Below are 17,200 nucleotides of genomic sequence, written 5' to 3' on the forward strand. Positions count from 1 at the left end.
TGCGAATGCTTCGGCCCTACCTATGCGGTGTTGTCTTTTGACGTGTGTCGATGGCGGCGGTGCGGTAGAATAGGGCGGGTTCAGGGGAGGGGAACCCTCCCGTAGACTCTCCCCCTGCGCTATAAGGCACCAATGTCCGCCACACACACGAGCCTTGGTCGCGGCCGCGACCGCCGCCTGCTGATCGGCCTGATGTTCGTCGGCTTCATCAGCCTGGGCCTGCCCGACGGCCTGCTGGGCGTGGCCTGGCCCTCGATCGCGCGGGCCCGCGGGGTCGGCGTGGAGTCGCTGGGCACCCTGCTGATCGCCTTCTCGGCGGGCTACCTGACGATCAGCGTGCTCAGCGGGCGCATCCTGGCCGCCCTCGGCGTCGGGCGGCTGCTGGCCGTCTGCGCCAGCATTACCGGGATGAGCCTGATCGGCTTCGCCACGGTGCCCCTCTGGTGGCTGCTGCTGATCGTCGCGGCGGCGCTGGGCGCGGGCGGCGGGGCGATCGACGCCGGGCTGAACGCCTACGCCGCCGCCCACACCGGCCCGCGCGTGCTCAACTGGCTGCACGCCTGCTTCGGGGTCGGGGCCACCCTCGGCCCGGCGATCATGACGGCGACGATCGCCACCGGCCAGCCCTGGCAGCTCGGCTACGCCCTGGTCGGCGGCGGGCAGCTGGCCCTGGCCGCCGTCTTCGCGCTCACCCGAAAGCGCTGGGAGGACGGGGCGATCGCGCCGGCCGCCGTCCCCGGCGAGGCCGCCCGCCACACCAGCCTGCGGGCCACGGCCAGCCTGCCCGCCGTCTGGCTGAGCATCCTGACCTTCGCGATCTACACCGGGCTTGAGGTGACAGTCGGCCAGTGGAGCTTCAGCCTGTTCACCATCGGGCGGGGGGTGCCCGCCATCCTGGCCGGCCAGTGGGTCAGCCTCTACTGGGGCAGCCTGACCCTCGGGCGCGTCCTGATGGGCTTCGTGGCCGGGCGGGTCGCCCCGAGGGCCATGCTCTGGGCCGGCGCTGCCGGGGCGCTGCTCGGCGCCCTGCTGATCGCGCTCGGCGCGGGCTACCTCGCCGACGTGGCCGGCCTGCTGCTGATGGGCCTCTCCCTGGCCCCGATCTTCCCGCTGCTGATCGCCACCACCGCCGGGCGGGTCGGCCGGGCCCACGCCGACAACGCGATCGGCATGGAGATCGCGGCGGCCACCGCCGGCGGCGCGCTCATCCCCTGGCTGATCGGCCAGGCCGTCGGCCTCGGCGGGGTCGGCCTCGTCGGCCTGGGCATCGTCATCGCCGCCACGCTCTACCTGGCCTGCTACGCCGCGCTCAGCGTGCTGCGGCAGCCCGCCGCGTAGCCCGCGCAGGGAGGGGGAGGGCAAAGCCCTCCCTGCCTCCCCCTCTCCTAGCGGAGCCAGCCCCTCCCGCGCAGCACCTCGCTGCCGAGCAGGCCGAGCAGCACCTCGCCGCAGAGGGCCGGCTTCGGCTCCAGGCGCCAGGCCCCGTCGCGCAGCTGCCAGATGCTGCTGCCCACGGCGTAGCCGCCGCCGCCGCCCAGGTGTAGGCTGGCGACCGTGTCGCCGCCAGGGCCGCTCTCGATGCTGGCGCTGGCCCAGCGCCCGCCGCTGTAGCGCAGGGCCACCGGCGTGCTCGGGCCGCGCCGGGGCTGCTCGCCCAGCGCCCAGCCCTCGCTGCCGTCGCCCAGCATCTGGATGGCGCGCAGGTTCGCGCTGGGCGCAGGGCTCTCGGCCTGGCTCCAGCCCGTCGAGTCGTAGCGCACGATCAGGCCGTTGGCGCCCACGGCCCAGGCGCTGTCGATCCCCAGGGCCGCCACCGCGTAGAGCGGCTGGGCGAAGCTGCCGGCCAGATCGATCTGCCAGCGGCCATCGATCAGGGCGAGCCGGTACGCGTAGCCCGCCGTCGCCTGCCGATCGTGGCCGACCGCCCAGGCGTGCGCGGCGTCAACCATAAACACGCTCTCCAGCGTGACATCCGGATCGACCCCGCCCACCCGCGACCAGATCTGTCGGCTAGACTGGGCCTGGGCGCGCGGCGCGAGCCCGACGACACATACGATCAGCAGTGCTGGCAACAGCAGGCGCAGAAGGTGACGGCTCATAGATTCCTCCCGGTACAAAGGGCACAAGACACACAACCACAGAAGAAACGTCTGGGGGCAATACCGCAGAAGTCACGCTGTGCGGCGACGCTCGCCGGGGGCTGAAGCCCCATGTGCATTCGGTTAACGGTTTTCGTGTAGCGCAAGGAGGCTCCATCTTCCGCTGCCACATGATACCGATGAACCTCCCGCGGAGGAGATGGCCGCCCCCGGCATAGGTAGGGCCGAAGCATTCGCACCGGATGGATCTGCGTGTTGCACATGCATGGGGTGCGAATGCTTCGGCCCTACGATGCATCCGGCGGGGATGGGCCGCCCCGGCGGGCCGAAACGGGGCGGCGGGCGGTCAATCCGGTTTCAGTTAACCTCATGCACATGGGCTGAAGCCCCCGGCTGAGTCTACGAAGGCCGCTGAAGCGGCCTCGGACAGGCCGCTTCAGCGGCCTTCGTAGACTCAGCCCGGCCGTTTATGGCCGGGCGACTCAGGGTGACAGCGTGACTTCTGCGGTATTGCGTCTGGGGCATGGATGTTGTGCCCTAGATCAGCTACGACCTCAGGCTGATCTTAGCGCGGGAGTGATATCAGAGGAATGACGCCGCGGTGAGCGCAGGCTCAGTAGGCCCGCTCAACCTGATAGCCGGGGCGATCATCGGGGGGGCTGAAGCTGAGGACGGCGGGGTGCAGCGCGATAGCGCCGCGCAGGGTGCGGATGAGGGCGGCGAACGATGTGGCGATCATGCGGAACATACAGAGACCCTTTCACGAAAACAGCCTCCCGTGTGCGGGGAGGCTGGGACCATGAGAGGTACTGCCGGTCTGTGTGGCCAGACCCCGCGCACGCCGATCTTCCCTCGGCCCGCGTGGCTAACCAAGCGCAACGTTTCGGCTGTCCCTGTCGAATAGCATACAGACCTGCGTGTGACGAGTAATGTCACAGCGATCATAACACGGCGCGTCAGGGCAGGGCATCGGTCTAAATGTGGAATGTGGAATGTGGAATGCTGAATTGTGGCATTCCACATTCCACATTCCACATTCCACATTACCTTACAGATACCCCATCTGCAGGGCGAGCATGCCCAGGCTGAGGAAGAAGAAGAAGCCGCAGACATCGGTGACGGTGGTGACGAAGATCGAGGAGGCGAGGGCCGGGTCGATCCGCAGGGCCTTGAGGGCCAGGGGCACGATCACCCCGGCCAGCGAGGCCAGGATCAGGTTGCCGAGCATGGCCACGCCGACGACGACGCCGAGGGCGGGGATGCCCTTCCAGAGCCAGCCGAGGAGGCCGACGAGCAGGCCGATGCAGACGCCGTTGCAGAGGCCGATCGCCAGCTCGCGCAGCAGGATCTGGCGGGCGTTGGCGAATCGCAGGTCGCCGAGGGCCAGGGATCGCACGATGAAGGTGAGGGTCTGCGTGCCGGCGTTGCCGCCCTGGCCGGCCACCACCGGCATGAAGGCGGCCAGCACGGCGGCCTGGGCGATCACGCTCTGGAAGCTGCTGACCACCGAGGCGGCCAGGAAGGCGGTGCCGAGGTTGATGATCAGCCAGAAGACCCGGTCGCGGGCGGCGAGGCCGAGGGGCCGCGAGACCTCCTCGTCCTTATGGACGCCGGCGAGGCGGTACATATCCTCGGTGGCCTCCTCCTCGACGGCGTCGAGCAGGTCGCCGGCGTCGCGGGCGCCGACAAGGCGGCCATAGGCATCGACGACGGGCAGTGCGTCGAGGCCCGAGTTGCTGAGGATGTGGGCCTGCTCCTCGGCGGGGAGGTCCTCGGGCAGGGTGATCAGGCTTGGGCTCATGAGCTGCTCGACGCGGACATCGGGCGCGGCCACCACCAGCTGGTGCAGGCTGAGCGCGCCGATCAGGCGCCCGGCCTCGCCGGTGACGAAGAGGTAGGACGAGCTGGAGGCGTCGGGCCGCACGTGGCGCAGGGTGTCGATCACCTGCTGCGCGGTGGCGTGGCGCGGGAAGCTCAGGGCGGGCGCGTAGATCAGGCCGTCGGCGTCGGCAGGGCGTACATCCAGGGCGCGCAGGGCGACGCCCGCGGCGGGGGTGCGAAATGCGATCATGAGTCCCTCCAGCGAGGTGCCGGCCGTGGCGGCGGGGCCACAGGCGGCGCGGAGCGACCCGTGCATCGTTCGAGGGGCAAACAAAACACCCCGGCGTCTGCCGGGGCGGGGGGATCGGGGCGCGGCGGGCGCGCCCGGTGGGGGGCGGCCGTTAGCGCAGCAGGATCACACCCGTGCCAGGGCAGCCGCACATTGGACGGCGCATCGGGCCACGGTAGCTCTGTTGATGACTAACTTCCATATGCCTTCTGGGTAAGCGCCACGGGCTCGCTGGCCGGCGTCGCTGCCGGAGATCCAACACTCGGCCGCCCGAGCGGCCGCGCCACAGGCGCGTAAAAAAGCGGGCCGGCCCGCCGGCCCACAGGAAGTATAGATCCGCTTGAGGTGGCCTGTCAAGGCGGGCGCACCGTATCACCGTATCCCGGAGATCGCCACGTCGAGGAGCGACTACCGCAAGACGCCCCCCGGCCATATTGGGCCGGGGGGCGTGTGTATGGCGCCGACGGAGGGTCTCGAACCCCCGACCTAGCGTTTAGGAAACGCTTGCTCTATCCCCTGAGCTACGTCGGCGTCCGGCGCAAAGTCTACCATATGGCCTGCGGCTGCGCAACCGCGATCGGGAATCCTGCATCGAGGCGGCCCGCCGCTACACGATCAGCCCGAGCTCGCGGGCCCGCTTGAGGGCCTGGGTGCGGCTGAGCACATCGAGCTTGCCATAGATATTGTTGATGTGCTTCTTCACCGTGCTGAGCCCGACGATCAGGCGGTCGGCGATATCCTGGTTCGAGAGGCCGGCGGCCACCAGGGCCAGCACCTCCAGCTCGCGCGCGGTGAGCGGCTCGAACAGGGCCTCGGCGGGCGCGGGCGCGGGCGGGGCGGCCGGGAAGGCGGCGAGGATGCGGTCGACGTAGGCCAGGGCGCGCCGGGAGGGCGCGTCGGCGCGGGGGGCGAGGGAGAGCCGGCAGTCCGTGAGGATGGCGCGCATGGGCGCGCCCAGATCGGCGAAGCTGCGCAGGTAGCCCTCGGGCTCGGCCGTGGCGAGCGCCCGCAGCAGGGCCGCGCGGGCCGCGGGCTGGTCGCCGGCCGCGGCGGCGGCCAGGGCGCCCAGGGCATCGATCTCGATCAGCGAGCCGCGGCGGCCCTCGGACTCGGCCAGGGCGCGCAGGCGTCCGAGCAGGTGACGGGCATCGGCGGGGCGGCCCTGGGCCAGGCGCAGCTGGGCCAGGGCCAGGTAGTCGATCTCCTCAAGGTAGCTCAGCAGCCGCCCGCCAAGGCACCCCGGCAAGACGTTCCGTCACACCCGCGCGACAGCGCTGTCTTGACATCTGGCCAGATCGTCGTACAATAATAAACCGACGGTCGGTTTATTATTGTACGACGGGATAAGGCGGCGCCATGGCACGGAAAGTCAACGCGCAGGAGTATGCCATCAAGCGCGCCGAGATCCTCGATGTGACCTGGCGGCTCATGTACAGCAAGGGCTACGAGCAGATCACGATCAAGGACATCATCGACGAGTTGAAGATCTCGAAGGGGGCCTTCTACCACTACTTCGACTCGAAGCAGGATCTGCTCGAAGGCATCCTTGAGCGGCTCCAGACGCAGGGCGACAAGATCTTCGAGCAGGTGATGGCGGAGCGCGGGTTGAGCACCGTCGCCCGGCTGCAGCGCTTCTTCGACAGCGCCGGGCGCTGGAAGGTGGCCCAAAAATCCAACATCCTCTCGCTACTACGCGGCTGGTACGCTGACGAGAATGCGGTGATCCGCCTGCGGGTGACCGAGTCGATGGTGCGACAGATCGCACCACTGCTCAGCGGGTTGATCGCCCAGGGTGTGGCCGAGGGCGAACTGAGCACGCCCTTCCCCGATAAAGCCGGCGAGATCGCCCTGACGATGCTGGTGGGCATGGGCGACGCCTTCGCCAAGATGCTGCTAACCCCCAATCCGCAGATCGATGCGCTCCAGGTTGCCGACCACATGGTCGCAGCCTACAACGATGCGCTGGAGCGCGTGCTCGGCGCGCGGCCAGGCTCGCTCCATCTGATCGACCCCGAGACAACCCGCGAGTGGTTCGTGGCTGGAGGTGTGCAATGACCCAATCTCTCAAGCTCGCCTGGCGCAACATGTGGCGCAACTGGCGACGCACGGCGATCGCCCTGGTGGCGATCATCCTGGGCGTGATCCTGCTGCTCTTCTTCGATGGGCTGATCAAGGGCTCCGACCAGGCGATCTTCGGCAACGCCGTGCGCCTCTACGGCGGCAACCTGCAGGTCCACGCGCCGGGCTTCCGCGAGAAGGCCACCCGCTACCCGCTGCTGCCCCTGGCGAGCGCCGACACGGTGATCGAGATCGTCAAGGCCCAGCCCGAGGTGCTGGCCGCATCCGAGCGGATCAACACCGCCGGGATCGTCAGCAACGGTGGCAACACGCTGCGCGTGGCGATCACCGCGCTCAACCCGACTGTCGAGGCGCCGCTGAGCATCCAGGCCGAGAATATCGTCGCGGGCCGCTTCCTGCTGCCCGATGACCGCGACGCGGTGGTGATCGGCAAGGCCATGGCCGAGTCGCTCCAGGTCCAGGTGGGCGACACCGTCAACCTGATCGGCCGGCGCAAGAACGAGGCCATGCGCCAGCACACCATGACCATCGTCGGCATCTACAGCCTGGGCATGCCCGAGATCGAGCGGGGCGTCGTCTTTATGGCGCTCAGCGACGCGCAGACGCTCTATAACCTGCGCGACCAGGCCACCGAGGCGGTGGTCTTCATGCAGACGGTCGGCAATGAGGACAGCCTGATGGCCACGCTCCAGGGCGATCTGCCCAGCTACGAGGTGGACACCTGGCGCAGCCTGCGGCCCGAGATCCAGCAGACCATGCAGACCAAGCTGGCCGCCACCACCTTCTTCGGGGTCGTCATCCTGCTGATCGCCGGCATCGGCATCCTCAACCTGATGCTGATGGCCTCGTTCGAGCGCACCCGCGAGATGGGCGTGCTGGCGGCGCTGGGCATGAAGGGCCGCCAGATCATGGGGCTCTTTATGCTGGAGGGCGCCCTAATCGGCGTGGTTGGCGCGCTGATCGGCTGCACTCTGGGCGGCCTGCTGATCGCCTGGGTCGGCTCGGTCGGCATCGGCTTCGGCGATATCTCGGGCATGGGCGAGATCGGCGCCCTCATGGGCGACCGGATCTACCCGGCGATCAGCCTGGGCGACCTGATCAGCCGCGGGGTGCTGGTGGTGGTGATCACCTCGCTGGCCTCGCTCTTCCCGGCCTGGCAGGCCTCGCGCCGCGAGCCGGCGACGGCGCTGCACCATGTGTAGATCTGTACCTCACGTAAGGGCGCAGCAGCCCCGGCCCGACTCCCACGGAGCCAGACATCCGCTGCTGCTGCGCCCCTACCACGATAACGGGATAATCTTATGTTAAGCAAGCTCTGGGTGCTGGCCTACCGCGACCTCTGGCGCAACCGCCGGCGCACTATCCTCTCGATGACGGCGGTGGCCCTTGGGCTGGGCCTGCTGATCGTGATGAACGGCTATATCGCCGGGGTGATGGACGAGGCGGTTCAGAACAACATCCGCCTGAACACCGGGCATCTCCAGATCCGGGCCAGCTCCTACAACGTGGCCGACATGAGCCTGCAGTGGAAGGATCTGATCAGCGACTCGGATCAGATCGCCGCCCGCGCGGCGGCCCTGCCCGGCGTGCGTGCGGCCGCCCCGGTGCTCTGGGCCGGCGGGCTGATCGCTACGGTCAATGACTCGGTCGGCCTCCAGATCAGCGGGATCGACACGACGTCAGCCTTCTACGCCCCCATCCGCGACTCGGTCGTCGCCGGGGACTTCCTGGCCGCCGATGACCGCAGCGGCATCCTGATCGGCGAGCGCCTGGCCAACAGCCTGGGCATCGGCGTCGGCCGAGATGTCAGCCTCACGATTGTCGACTCGGACGGCCAGGCCGACGAGGGCATCTTCACGGTGCGCGGGCTGTTCCGCAGCGGCATCCCCTCCTACGACGAGGGCACCGTGCTGATGCCGATCTCCAAGGCCCAGGCCTTCGCCCGCGCCGACGGGCGGGCCAGCTCGATCATCATCCTGCTCGACAGCCAGGAGGCCACCGACAGCGTCGCCGCCGCGCTCCAGACGCCCGGCACGCAGACGCTCACCTGGCGAGACCTGAACCAGACCTTCCTCCAGACGATGGAGGCCGGGCTGGCCTTCTACTACATCCTCGACCTGATCGTCATCCTGATCGTGGCCGTGATCATCGCCAACACTCTGCTGATGTCGGTCTTCGAGCGCATCCGCGAGATGGGCATCCTGGCCGCGCTGGGCATGAAGGGCCGCCACCTGACCCAGATGCTGCTGCTGGAGGCGGCCACCCTCGGCCTGGTCGGCGTCGGCGTCGGCCTAGCCCTCGGCCTGGGCGGCGTGGCCTATCTGACCTATGTGGGCATCTATATCGGCGACATCGCCAGCGCGGCGGGCAGCGGCGTCGCCCTGAGCAGCACCATCCACGCCCGCTTCGTGCCCGGCACCTTCGCCGGCATCTCGCTGGCCACCCTGGTGATCGTGATGCTCTCGGCGCTCTACCCGGCCTGGTACGCCGCCCACCTGGAGCCTGTCGCCGCCCTGCGGGGCTAGGGACACCGCCCCGTAAGGGCGCAGCAGCGGCAGGGACACCGCCCCGTAAGGGCGCAGCAGCGGCACCACATGCCAATCGGACACAGGAGCAATGTGCGCCCGCTGCTGCGCCCCAACAGGATAAGGAAGTACTAATGGACGCCATCCAGCTCACCCATGTGACGAAGGTCTACCACGTCGGCGCGGTCGAGACCCACGCGCTCAACGACATCAGCCTGAGCATCGGCGAGGGCGAGTTCACCGCCCTGGTCGGCCCCTCGGGCTCGGGCAAGACAACGCTGCTCCAGCTGATCGGCTGCCTTGACAAGCCCGACAGCGGCACGGTGATGATCAAGGGCCAGGATGTGACCCGCTTCAGCGCAAACAAGCGCGCCGACCTGCGCCGCGACAGTATCGGCTTCGTGTTCCAGTTCTTCGCACTGGTGCCGGTGCTCACCGCCTACGAGAACGTGGAGCTGCCGCTGCTGCTGAGCGGGGTGAAGCCGGCCGAGCGCCGCGAGCGGGTGACGGGCCTGCTGCGCGCCGTGGGCCTGGAGGATCGCGCCAAGCACCGGCCCGACCAGCTGAGCGGCGGGCAGCAGCAGCGCGTGGCGATCGCCCGCGCCCTGGCCCCCCGCCCCGTCCTGGTGCTGGCCGACGAGCCGACCGCCAACCTCGACACGGCCAACGGCCAGCAGGCCATGGAGATCATGGAGCGCCTGAATAAAGAGACCGGCACCGCCTTCGTGTACGCCACCCACGACCCGCGCGTGATCTCGTACGCCCGGCGGGTGGTGAAGATGCAGGATGGGGCCATCATCGACGCCGGGGTGGCATAACGTCGCGTAGGGGCGCAGCAGTCGCGCCTGTTGTTACCGATAGACGGGGCCAACCATCTGCCGGAGCCGCTCTGAAGTGCGGGTGGCTTCCATGCGACTGCTGCGCCCCTACAGGTTGGAAATCATGAAAAAAATCCTGATCATCATCGCCCTGGCGATCCTGGCCAGCGGCTGCGCGAACACGCCCGCCCCCGCGCCCACCCCGGCCGCCCCGGCCGCCACCGCCCTGCCGCCGGTGGGCGGCTCGCTGCGCGCCGAGGCACGGGTGGTGCCCGCCCAGCACGCCGCGCTGAGCGTGGCGGTGGGCGGGGTGGTGGCCGAGCTGCTGGTCGCCGAGGGCGACGCGGTGCAGGCCGGCCAGCCGCTGCTGCGGGTCGCCCGCGCCCGCGCCGAGGCGGCGGTGGCCCAGGCCCAGGCCGAGCTCCAGGCCGCCAGGGCGGCCTACGAGCAGCAGCGGGCCGGGGCCAGCCCCGAGCAGATCGCCGCCGCCGAGGCGGCGGTGGCCCAGGCCCAGGCCCAGCTCCGCCAGACCACGGGCGGCGTGACGGCCAGCGACATCGCCGCCGCCCAGGCCCAACTCGCCCAGGCCCAGGCCGCCCAGGCCCAGCTCCTGCAGGGGCCGGCCGACGCCGACCTGCGCCAGGCCCAGGCCCAGCTCGCCCAGGCCCAGGCCGCCGCCCAGACCCAGCGCGACGCCCTGTCGTCCACCAAGCTACGCGCCCAGTCGCAGCTTGAGCAGGCCGCCAACGCACTGCGCGACGCCCAGGATGCCTACAGCCGCATCTACTGGGAGAACCGCAAGGCCGAGGGCCAGCCGGGCGACCTGCCCCAGGCCCAGAAGGACCAGGAGGCCGCCGCGCTGCGCGCCGTCCAGAACGCCGAGCAGGCCTTAGCCCAGGCCCAGGTGGCGCTCACCGGCGCCCAGGAGGCCGAGGTGTCCGGGGTGGCCGCCGCCGAGGCCCAGGCGCGCGACGCCCAGGCCCGCCTAGATAAGCTCGTGTCCCCGGCGACGGCCGACCTCGTCGCGGCGGCCCGCGCCCAGGTGGCCGCGAGCCAGGCCGCCCTTGATCGGCTGCGCGGCGACCAGCGCACCGGCGCGCTCGACGTCGCCCAGGCCATGGTCGATCAGGCCGAGGCGAACCTGGCCCTGGTGAAGGCCGGCGCGACCGAGGGCGACCTCGGCGTGGCCCAGGCCCAGGTGCAGCGCGCCGAGGCCGCGCTCAACCTGGCCCAGGAACATCGCGCGCGTCCGCGAGGGCGACCGGGCCAGCATCACCCTCGACGCCCTCCCCGACCTGGACATGGCCGGCACCGTCAGCCACATCCAGACCCTCGGCGAGAGCAAGCAGGGCGACATCGTCTACGCCGTGACGATCGCGCTCGACCAGCAGGATCCGCGGCTACGCTGGAATATGACGGCGTCAGTCCGCATCACTGAGGCACAGAGTCGCTGAGGCACGGAATCACTGATGTGGTGAGGCGCTGAGACGCTGAGGCATGATCGCCTCACGACCTCAGCCCCTCAGTGATCTAGAAGCGGCTCCAGAGGAGCGGAATCACTGAGGTGCTGCGGCGCTGAGGCATGATTGCCTCAGCGCCGCAGCACCTCAGTGCCTCACGAGCTCAGTGCCTCAGTGATCTAGAAGCGGCTCCAGAGGGACTGGTTCGTCACCTCGTGGTGGAACTGCACCTCGGCGCGCTTGATCAGCGTGCCTAGCAGGCGCGGGCAGCGGTTGGCGACGGCCTCCTTGAGGTCGGCGTACTTCGTCTGCACCTCATCCCCAAGCACCTCGGCCATCAGGGCGCTGGCCCGGAAGTCGCTGATCGCGTCGTAGATATTGTCGGGCAGGGTCTCGGCGCCCTGGCGGATGTCGGCCGCCGTCTCGGCCGGGCTCAGGCCGGCGTGGAGGATGGCGTAGATCGCCATATGCGGGGGGGCGTCGGGGGCGATCGAGCGCACCTCAATGCGGGCGGTGTTGGCGTTGCCGATCGGGATACGCACCATCGAGCCGCGGTCGATCGGCGAGGCCTTGATCTGGTTCGGCGCCTCGAAGTGCGGGTCGAGCCGGCGGTAAGCGTTCACGCTGGCGTTCAGCAGCAGGCAGAGGCCCTTGGCGTGGTGCAGCACCCCGTCCACAAACTTCCAGGCGTAGTCCGAGAGGCCCTCCTCGCCGGCGGCGTCGTGGAACAGGTTCGTGCCCCCGCGCGAGATCGAGATGTTGGTGTGCATGCCGTTGCCGTTCACGCCGGTGACGGGCTTGGGCAGGAAGGAGGCGGTCATGTCTAGCCGGCTGGCCACCTGGCGGCAGATCAGCTTGTAGAGCAGGATCTGGTCGGCGCCGATCAGGGCCTCGGTGTAGCCGTAGTTCATCTCGAACTGCGAGGGCGCCACCTCGGGGTGATCCTTCTCGTTCGAGAAGCCCATGGCGCGCTGCACCTCGGCCGCCATGTCGATGAAGGTGCGCAGCGGGTCGCCGGGCAGCGAGTGGTAGTAGCCCGAGGTGCTGATCATCTTGAACTCGCCCAGCTCGCGGTAGCGCTGCTCGGCGTTGCGGCCCTGGAAGATGAAGCCCTCGATCTCGTTGGCTAGGTTGACCGTCAGCCCCTCGCGGGCGTAGAGATCCTCAAGGAAGGCCTTCAGGCGCGAGCGCATATCGCCCGGGTAGGGCGAGCCGTCGCGCTGGCGCACCTCGCCGAAGACCAGCACCTTGCCCGGGCCGAAGACATCGGCCGGCAGCCAGTAGAAGGCCGCCCAGTCGATGCTCAGGCGCAGGTCAGACTCGACCTGCGCCGAGAAGCCACGGATCGAGGATCCGTCAAAGGTGAGGTTGTCGTCCGACTTGAGCAGGAACTTCTTGTCGTAGTCGAGCATGTGCAGGCGGCCCTCAAGGTCGGTGAAGCAGACCGTGACCGCCTTGATGCGCTTCTCGCCGGCGAGGTAGGCCATGCGCTCCTCGCGCAGCTGCTCGGCCGGCACGCGGGCGCGGCGCTGCTCCTTCACCTGAAGGTTGAGCTCTTCTAGCTGGTCGTAGGGGATCTCTAGAAAGTCGCGGAGCGGTGCGGACATATCCTCTCTCGCCTCCATAAGCTAGGGCCGCCCGCCTCGTCCGGGGGCGGCGCTTGTGACGCGATTGTACCACCATGCGGCGCTCCTGTTTTTGCTGGCGCTGCGCCCTCCGCCCTGCGGCCGACAGAGATCGGTCGCAGGGCTCTACCCAGGCCCGTAGCTCGGTGCTAGAGTGCAAGCCGGGCACGACGTATCTGTGTCCAAATTCACAATACCCCTGTGAACACACACGAAAGGAGGGATTCATGGATCCCTTCTCCTCACTTGCCTCGCGCGTGCTGTACGAGGAGCGCGTCGCCGAGGCCGTCCAGCGGTATCACTGGGCCCATTCCGACACGCGGCCGGCCCGAACATGGCAGCTGCTCTGGCTCGCCGCCATGGCTATCCTGCGAGTGCGCTAGGCCCTAGCGGCGACCGACAGCCGAGGCCCGACCACGGTGAGCCGTGGTCGGGCCTCGGCCGTCCATCTAGCCGAGGGGGGCTAGAACAGGTGCGACACCGCGTAGATGACTAGGCCGGCCAGGCCGCCCACCACCGTGCCATTGATCCTGATGAACTGCAGGTCGCGCCCGAACTGCACCTCGATCTTGCGCGAGGTGTCCACCGCGTCCCATCCGTTCACCGTGTGGGTGATGAAATCGCCCACTGCGTGGCCGTAGCGTGTCACCACAAAGCGGGCCAGCCCCTCGGCCCATACGTCCACCTTCTCGCGCCACTCCGCCTCGCGCTCCAGCGCGTCGCCCAGGCGGGTCAGGCCATCGGCGATCGAGCGGCGCAGCGGCGAGTCGACCTCGGTGCTCTGGGCCATCAGCGCGGTCTTCAGGTCGCTCCAGACCGCCGACGCCACCTCGCGCAGCACCGGCTGGGCCAGGATCTCGGCCTTGATCGCCTCGCCACGCGCGCGCACCTGCGGGTCGTGCTGGAGGTTGTCGATCCAGTTGTCCATCGCGGCGGTAAACTGGCCGTACAGCGGGTGCTCGGGGTTATCGTACAGCTCGGCCAGGGTGCGGCGGGCCGCGTCGAGCAGCTTCTCGTAGATCTTCTGGTCGACGATCGACGGCAGCCAGCGCGGCAGCTCGCCGGCGATGCGCTGGCGGATGATCATCTGGTTGGCCTCGATCCACTCGGTGGCCACCGCCACGACCTGCACCAGGATCTCGCGGTGGCGCTGGTCGCCTGTCGCCGCCCCCAGCAGCTTGCCGATCATCGGCGTGGCCTGCACCGCCACCAGCTGGTCGGAGAGGCCGCGGGCCATCAGCTGGCCCACGTCCTCATCGTTGACCACGCGCAGCAGGCCGCCCAGGGCCTCGGCGATAAAGTCGGCCACCTGGTTGGCCCGCGCCGGCTGGCGCATCGAGCGGGCCAGCCGGCCGGCCACATCCTGGCGGCGCAGCCGCTCGGCGATCTTTTCCGGGTCGAGGAAGTTGCGCTCCACGAAGCCGCCGAAGGCCACCGCGATCCGCTCCTTCTTGGCCGGGATGATCGCCGTGTGCGGGATGGGGATGCCGAGCGGGTGGCGGAACAGGGCCGTCACCGCGAACCAGTCGGCGATCGCGCCGATCATGGCCGCCTCGGCGAAGGCCCGCACGAAGCCCAGCCATGGCGCCTGGCCCAGCAGGGCGCTCGTGATCACGAACAAGATCGTCACACCTACCAGCAGCCCGGTGGCCAAGCGCTGCATCTTGCGCAGCTCCGTCGCACGTTGGGTGTCATTCATAGATTATTGCAGATTGCAGATTGTAGATTGCAGATTGCCAGCACCAACTACGTAGACGCTTGCCACACCTACTCTGGTGCATGGTGTACTGTTTGCTCTATACCCTGAACCCTGTACCCTTGTCTTTCACATCCCACGGAGGTCCCCCATGTCCATCACCATCCGCGAGGCGACGCCCGAGGACGCCGAGGCCATCGCCCGGCTCAACGCCGCCCACGACGACCTGCGGGCCACGCCCGCCCACATCGCCGCCCACATCGCCAGTTACTCCGCGGTCGAGCGGGGCTACCTGGCCGAGGTCGATGGGCAGGTGGCCGGCATGGCATGCCTGCGCCTGCTGCCTAGCCTGTGCGACCCCGCGCCCTCGGCCGAGCTGACCGAGCTGTTTGTGGAGGCGGGCCAGCGTAAGGCCGGCGTAGGGCGCGCGCTGGTGCGCCACATCGAGGGCGTGGCCGCAGCCGCCGGGGCCACCCGGCTCACCCTGATCACCGCCTGGCGCAACACCGAGGCCCACGCATTTTACCACGCGCTCGGCTATCGGCTCTGGTGCCTGGCCATGTCCCGCCAGCTGGAGCATTGAGGCACTGAGGCACTGAGGCACTGAGCCGCTCATGGCCACAGCCGATATCCCCCTACAACGCGCTATAATAGCCGGTGTCGCGTGCAGTCGCAGCGTAGAGCTTGCCCCACATTGCGCCGTCAGTGTGTGCCGCTCAGTGGCTCAGCGCACAATCATTCCGCTCAGTGATCTAGGGGTACAAAGGAGTATTCACGTTATGGACTTCACCGCCGGATACGGCATGTTTCTCGGCGAGGAGCACGAGCTCCTGCGCCGCACCGTCCGCGACTTCGCCGAGCAGGAGGTCGCGCCACACATTCGGGCCTGGGACCGCAGCGGCGCCGAGCACGGCGAGGGGCCGGAGACGCGCGAGCACATTCGGCCCATCCTCAAGCGCATGGGCGAGCTGGGCCTGCTCGGCATCTGCCTGCCCCAGAAGTACGGCGGCGCCGGCATGGACTACCTGGCCCTCGCCATCGTCTGCGAGGAGCTTGAGCGCGTCGACAGCTCCCTGCGGGTGGTGATGAGCGTCCACACCGGGCTCAGTTCGCTCTCGATCTTTCAGTGGGGCAGCGAGGAGCAGAAGCAGCGCTACCTGGTGCCCCAGGCCAAGGGCGAGCTGCTGGCGGGCTACGGCCTCACCGAGCCCAACTCGGGCACCGACGCCGTGGCGATGGAGAGTACCGCCCGCCGCGACGGGGACGACTACATCCTCAACGGCGAGAAGATCTGGATCAGCCTGGCCGACATCGCCGACACCTTCCTGGTGATCGCCAAGACCGACCCCGACAAGGGCTCACGTGGGATCTCGGCCTTCATCATTGAGCGCAGCATGGCCGGCCTCAGCAGCTACCCGCTGCATGGCAAGCTCGGCGTGCGCGCCGGCAACACCGGCGGCCTGGTGATGCAGGACGTGCGCGTGCCCGCCGCCAACCGGCTCGGCGAGGAGGGCGAGGGCTTTAAGATCGCGATGGCCGCCCTCGACAACGGCCGCTACACCGTGGCCGCCGGGGCCACCGGCCTCATCCAGGCCAGCCTCGACGCCAGCCTGAAGTACGCCCAGGAGCGCCACACCTTCGGCGTCCCGATCGCCGACCACCAGCTCGTCAAGCGCATGATCAGCCACATGGTGCGCAAGCTCGACACCTCGCGGCTGCTGGTCTACCGCGCCGGCTGGATGAAGAACCAGGGACTGCGCAACACCCGCGAGACCACCCTGGCCAAGTGGCACGCGACGGTGAGCAGCTTCGAGTCGGCCGACGACGCCATCCAGATCCACGGGGCCTACGGCTACTCCGACGAGTACCCCGTCGAGCGCTACCTGCGCAACGCCCGCGGCGCGATCATCTACGAGGGCACCCGCGAGCTGCAGGAGCTGCTCCAGGCCGACTTCGCCCTCGGCAAGCGGATCAACCCGCCGCTGCGCCGCGAGCTGCCCGCCTACGACCCTGAGGAGTGGGAGGCCTGATAATTGCAGATTGCAGATTGCAGATTGCAGATTACAATCTGCGCAATAGAGCATACGTAACGCTGTCGCCCTGAGCGAAGCGAAGGGTCCCGGTCGGGATTCTTCGCTTCGCTCAGAATGACAGGACGCTTCACAGCGTTCCTTCTGCGGTAGTGCCAATCTGCAATCTGCAATCTGCAATGCCGAGCGTCCTGGAAATCGCCCGACGTATGGTAAAATGCACCGCGTTATAATAGTGCATCAGAAGGAGATCAGAATGCACATCGTCGTGTGTATGAAGCAGGTTCCCCGCGACAACTCAGTGAAGCTGAACGCAGATCTGAGCATTAACGCCGACGGCATCGAGAAGATCATCAACCTGTTCGATGAGTACGCCGTCGAGGAGGGCATCGCCTGGAACGAGAAGCATGGCGGCAAGCTGACCATCCTCTCGCTGGGCAGCCCCGAGTGGACCGAGCAGATCCGCCGCGCCCTGGCCATGGGCGCGACCGACTCGCTCCTGCTGAGCGACCCGGCCTTTGACGGCGTGGACACCCTCGGCGCCGCCCGCGCGGTGGCCGCCGCCATCCGCAAGCTCGGCGATGTGGATCTCGTGCTCACCGGGCGCAACAGCACCGACGACGAGAGCGGAGCCTTCGCCCCTGCCCTGGCCCGCAACCTCGGCTGGCCCCAGATCACCTACGTCGGCAAGATCCAGGATGTGAACCCCGCCGCGAAGACGATCGTGGCCGAGCGCAACCTGGAGACAGTGATCGAGA

Annotated in this window: 15 protein-coding genes, 1 tRNA gene and 1 pseudogene; 10 read left to right on the forward strand and 7 right to left on the reverse strand. The window is 68.6% G+C overall.

The genetic code is table 11. From position 1 onward, the window contains the following. Positions 1-132 precede the first annotated feature (132 nt). Positions 133-1,338, forward strand: a complete 1,206-nt coding sequence (locus K2Z83_RS17475; RefSeq protein WP_220596477.1) for a sugar MFS transporter — start codon at positions 133-135, stop codon at positions 1,336-1,338. A 47-nt stretch (positions 1,339-1,385) separates the two neighbouring features. On the opposite strand, the gene K2Z83_RS17480 is transcribed toward K2Z83_RS17475, so the two are convergent. From K2Z83_RS17480 to K2Z83_RS17495, 5 genes are all read right to left on the reverse strand, one after another. Then, entirely contained in the window at positions 1,386-2,099 is a 714-nt protein-coding gene (locus K2Z83_RS17480) for a hypothetical protein (protein WP_220596478.1), read from the reverse strand. Positions 2,100-2,712: 613 nt separating this feature from the next. Next, positions 2,713-2,847, reverse strand: coding sequence for a hypothetical protein (locus K2Z83_RS29155; RefSeq protein ID WP_255604157.1), 135 nt, complete (start codon positions 2,845-2,847; stop codon positions 2,713-2,715). Between the two features lie 300 nt (positions 2,848-3,147). Beyond that, a complete protein-coding gene (locus K2Z83_RS17485) occupies positions 3,148-4,170 on the reverse strand; it encodes a magnesium transporter (RefSeq protein WP_220596479.1) in 1,023 nt (340 codons plus the stop codon). Between the two features lie 494 nt (positions 4,171-4,664). Further along, positions 4,665-4,740: transfer RNA gene (locus K2Z83_RS17490), tRNA-Arg, on the reverse strand. 76 nt (positions 4,741-4,816) lie between these two features. Beyond that, positions 4,817-5,455: a LuxR C-terminal-related transcriptional regulator gene (locus K2Z83_RS17495; protein WP_220596480.1), complete on the reverse strand. Its 639-nt coding sequence runs from the start codon at positions 5,453-5,455 to the stop codon at positions 4,817-4,819. A gap of 110 nt (positions 5,456-5,565) precedes the next feature. Between K2Z83_RS17495 and K2Z83_RS17500 the strand changes: the two genes are divergently transcribed. From K2Z83_RS17500 to K2Z83_RS17520, 5 genes are all read left to right on the forward strand, one after another. Next, positions 5,566-6,264, forward strand: a complete 699-nt coding sequence (locus K2Z83_RS17500; protein ID WP_220596481.1) for a TetR/AcrR family transcriptional regulator — start codon at positions 5,566-5,568, stop codon at positions 6,262-6,264. Then, positions 6,261-7,490, forward strand: coding sequence for an FtsX-like permease family protein (locus K2Z83_RS17505; protein WP_220596482.1), 1,230 nt, complete (start codon positions 6,261-6,263; stop codon positions 7,488-7,490). The genes K2Z83_RS17500 and K2Z83_RS17505 overlap by 4 nt, the downstream gene beginning before the upstream one ends. Positions 7,491-7,589: 99 nt before the next feature. After that, positions 7,590-8,813, forward strand: a complete 1,224-nt coding sequence (locus tag K2Z83_RS17510; protein WP_220596483.1) for an FtsX-like permease family protein — start codon at positions 7,590-7,592, stop codon at positions 8,811-8,813. Positions 8,814-8,947: 134 nt separating this feature from the next. After that, on the forward strand, positions 8,948-9,631 hold the full coding sequence (locus tag K2Z83_RS17515; RefSeq protein ID WP_220596484.1) for an ABC transporter ATP-binding protein: 684 nt from the start codon (positions 8,948-8,950) through the stop codon (positions 9,629-9,631). Between the two features lie 124 nt (positions 9,632-9,755). Continuing rightward, positions 9,756-11,069, forward strand: a complete 1,314-nt coding sequence (locus K2Z83_RS17520; protein ID WP_255604161.1) for a biotin/lipoyl-binding protein — start codon at positions 9,756-9,758, stop codon at positions 11,067-11,069. Between the two features lie 201 nt (positions 11,070-11,270). Here K2Z83_RS17520 and K2Z83_RS17525 read toward each other — a convergent pair whose 3' ends face one another. Continuing rightward, a complete protein-coding gene (locus tag K2Z83_RS17525; protein ID WP_220596485.1) occupies positions 11,271-12,698 on the reverse strand; it encodes a glutamine synthetase family protein in 1,428 nt (475 codons plus the stop codon). A gap of 245 nt (positions 12,699-12,943) precedes the next feature. On the opposite strand from K2Z83_RS17525, the gene K2Z83_RS17530 reads away from it, so the two are divergent. Further along, on the forward strand, positions 12,944-13,099 hold the full coding sequence (locus K2Z83_RS17530; protein WP_220596486.1) for a hypothetical protein: 156 nt from the start codon (positions 12,944-12,946) through the stop codon (positions 13,097-13,099). Positions 13,100-13,179: 80 nt separating this feature from the next. Here K2Z83_RS17530 and K2Z83_RS17535 read toward each other — a convergent pair whose 3' ends face one another. Next, complete coding sequence (locus tag K2Z83_RS17535) at positions 13,180-14,415, reverse strand: DUF445 domain-containing protein (RefSeq protein WP_220596487.1); 1,236 nt, start codon at positions 14,413-14,415, stop codon at positions 13,180-13,182. Positions 14,416-14,563: 148 nt separating this feature from the next. On the opposite strand from K2Z83_RS17535, the gene K2Z83_RS17540 reads away from it, so the two are divergent. The 3 genes and pseudogenes from K2Z83_RS17540 to K2Z83_RS17550 all read left to right on the forward strand — a co-directional run. Next, entirely contained in the window at positions 14,564-14,995 is a 432-nt protein-coding gene (locus K2Z83_RS17540; RefSeq protein ID WP_220596488.1) for a GNAT family N-acetyltransferase, read from the forward strand. A 196-nt stretch (positions 14,996-15,191) separates the two neighbouring features. Next, on the forward strand, positions 15,192-16,442 hold the full coding sequence (locus K2Z83_RS17545) for an acyl-CoA dehydrogenase family protein (protein ID WP_220596489.1): 1,251 nt from the start codon (positions 15,192-15,194) through the stop codon (positions 16,440-16,442). Positions 16,443-16,698: 256 nt separating this feature from the next. Beyond that, a pseudogene (locus K2Z83_RS17550) lies at positions 16,699-17,200 on the forward strand (electron transfer flavoprotein subunit beta/FixA family protein); the annotation flags it as partial.

Origin of the sequence: Oscillochloris sp. ZM17-4 (assembly GCF_019599295.1) — a bacterium.
In the GTDB taxonomy this organism is placed as follows: Bacteria; Chloroflexota; Chloroflexia; order Chloroflexales; family Chloroflexaceae; genus Oscillochloris.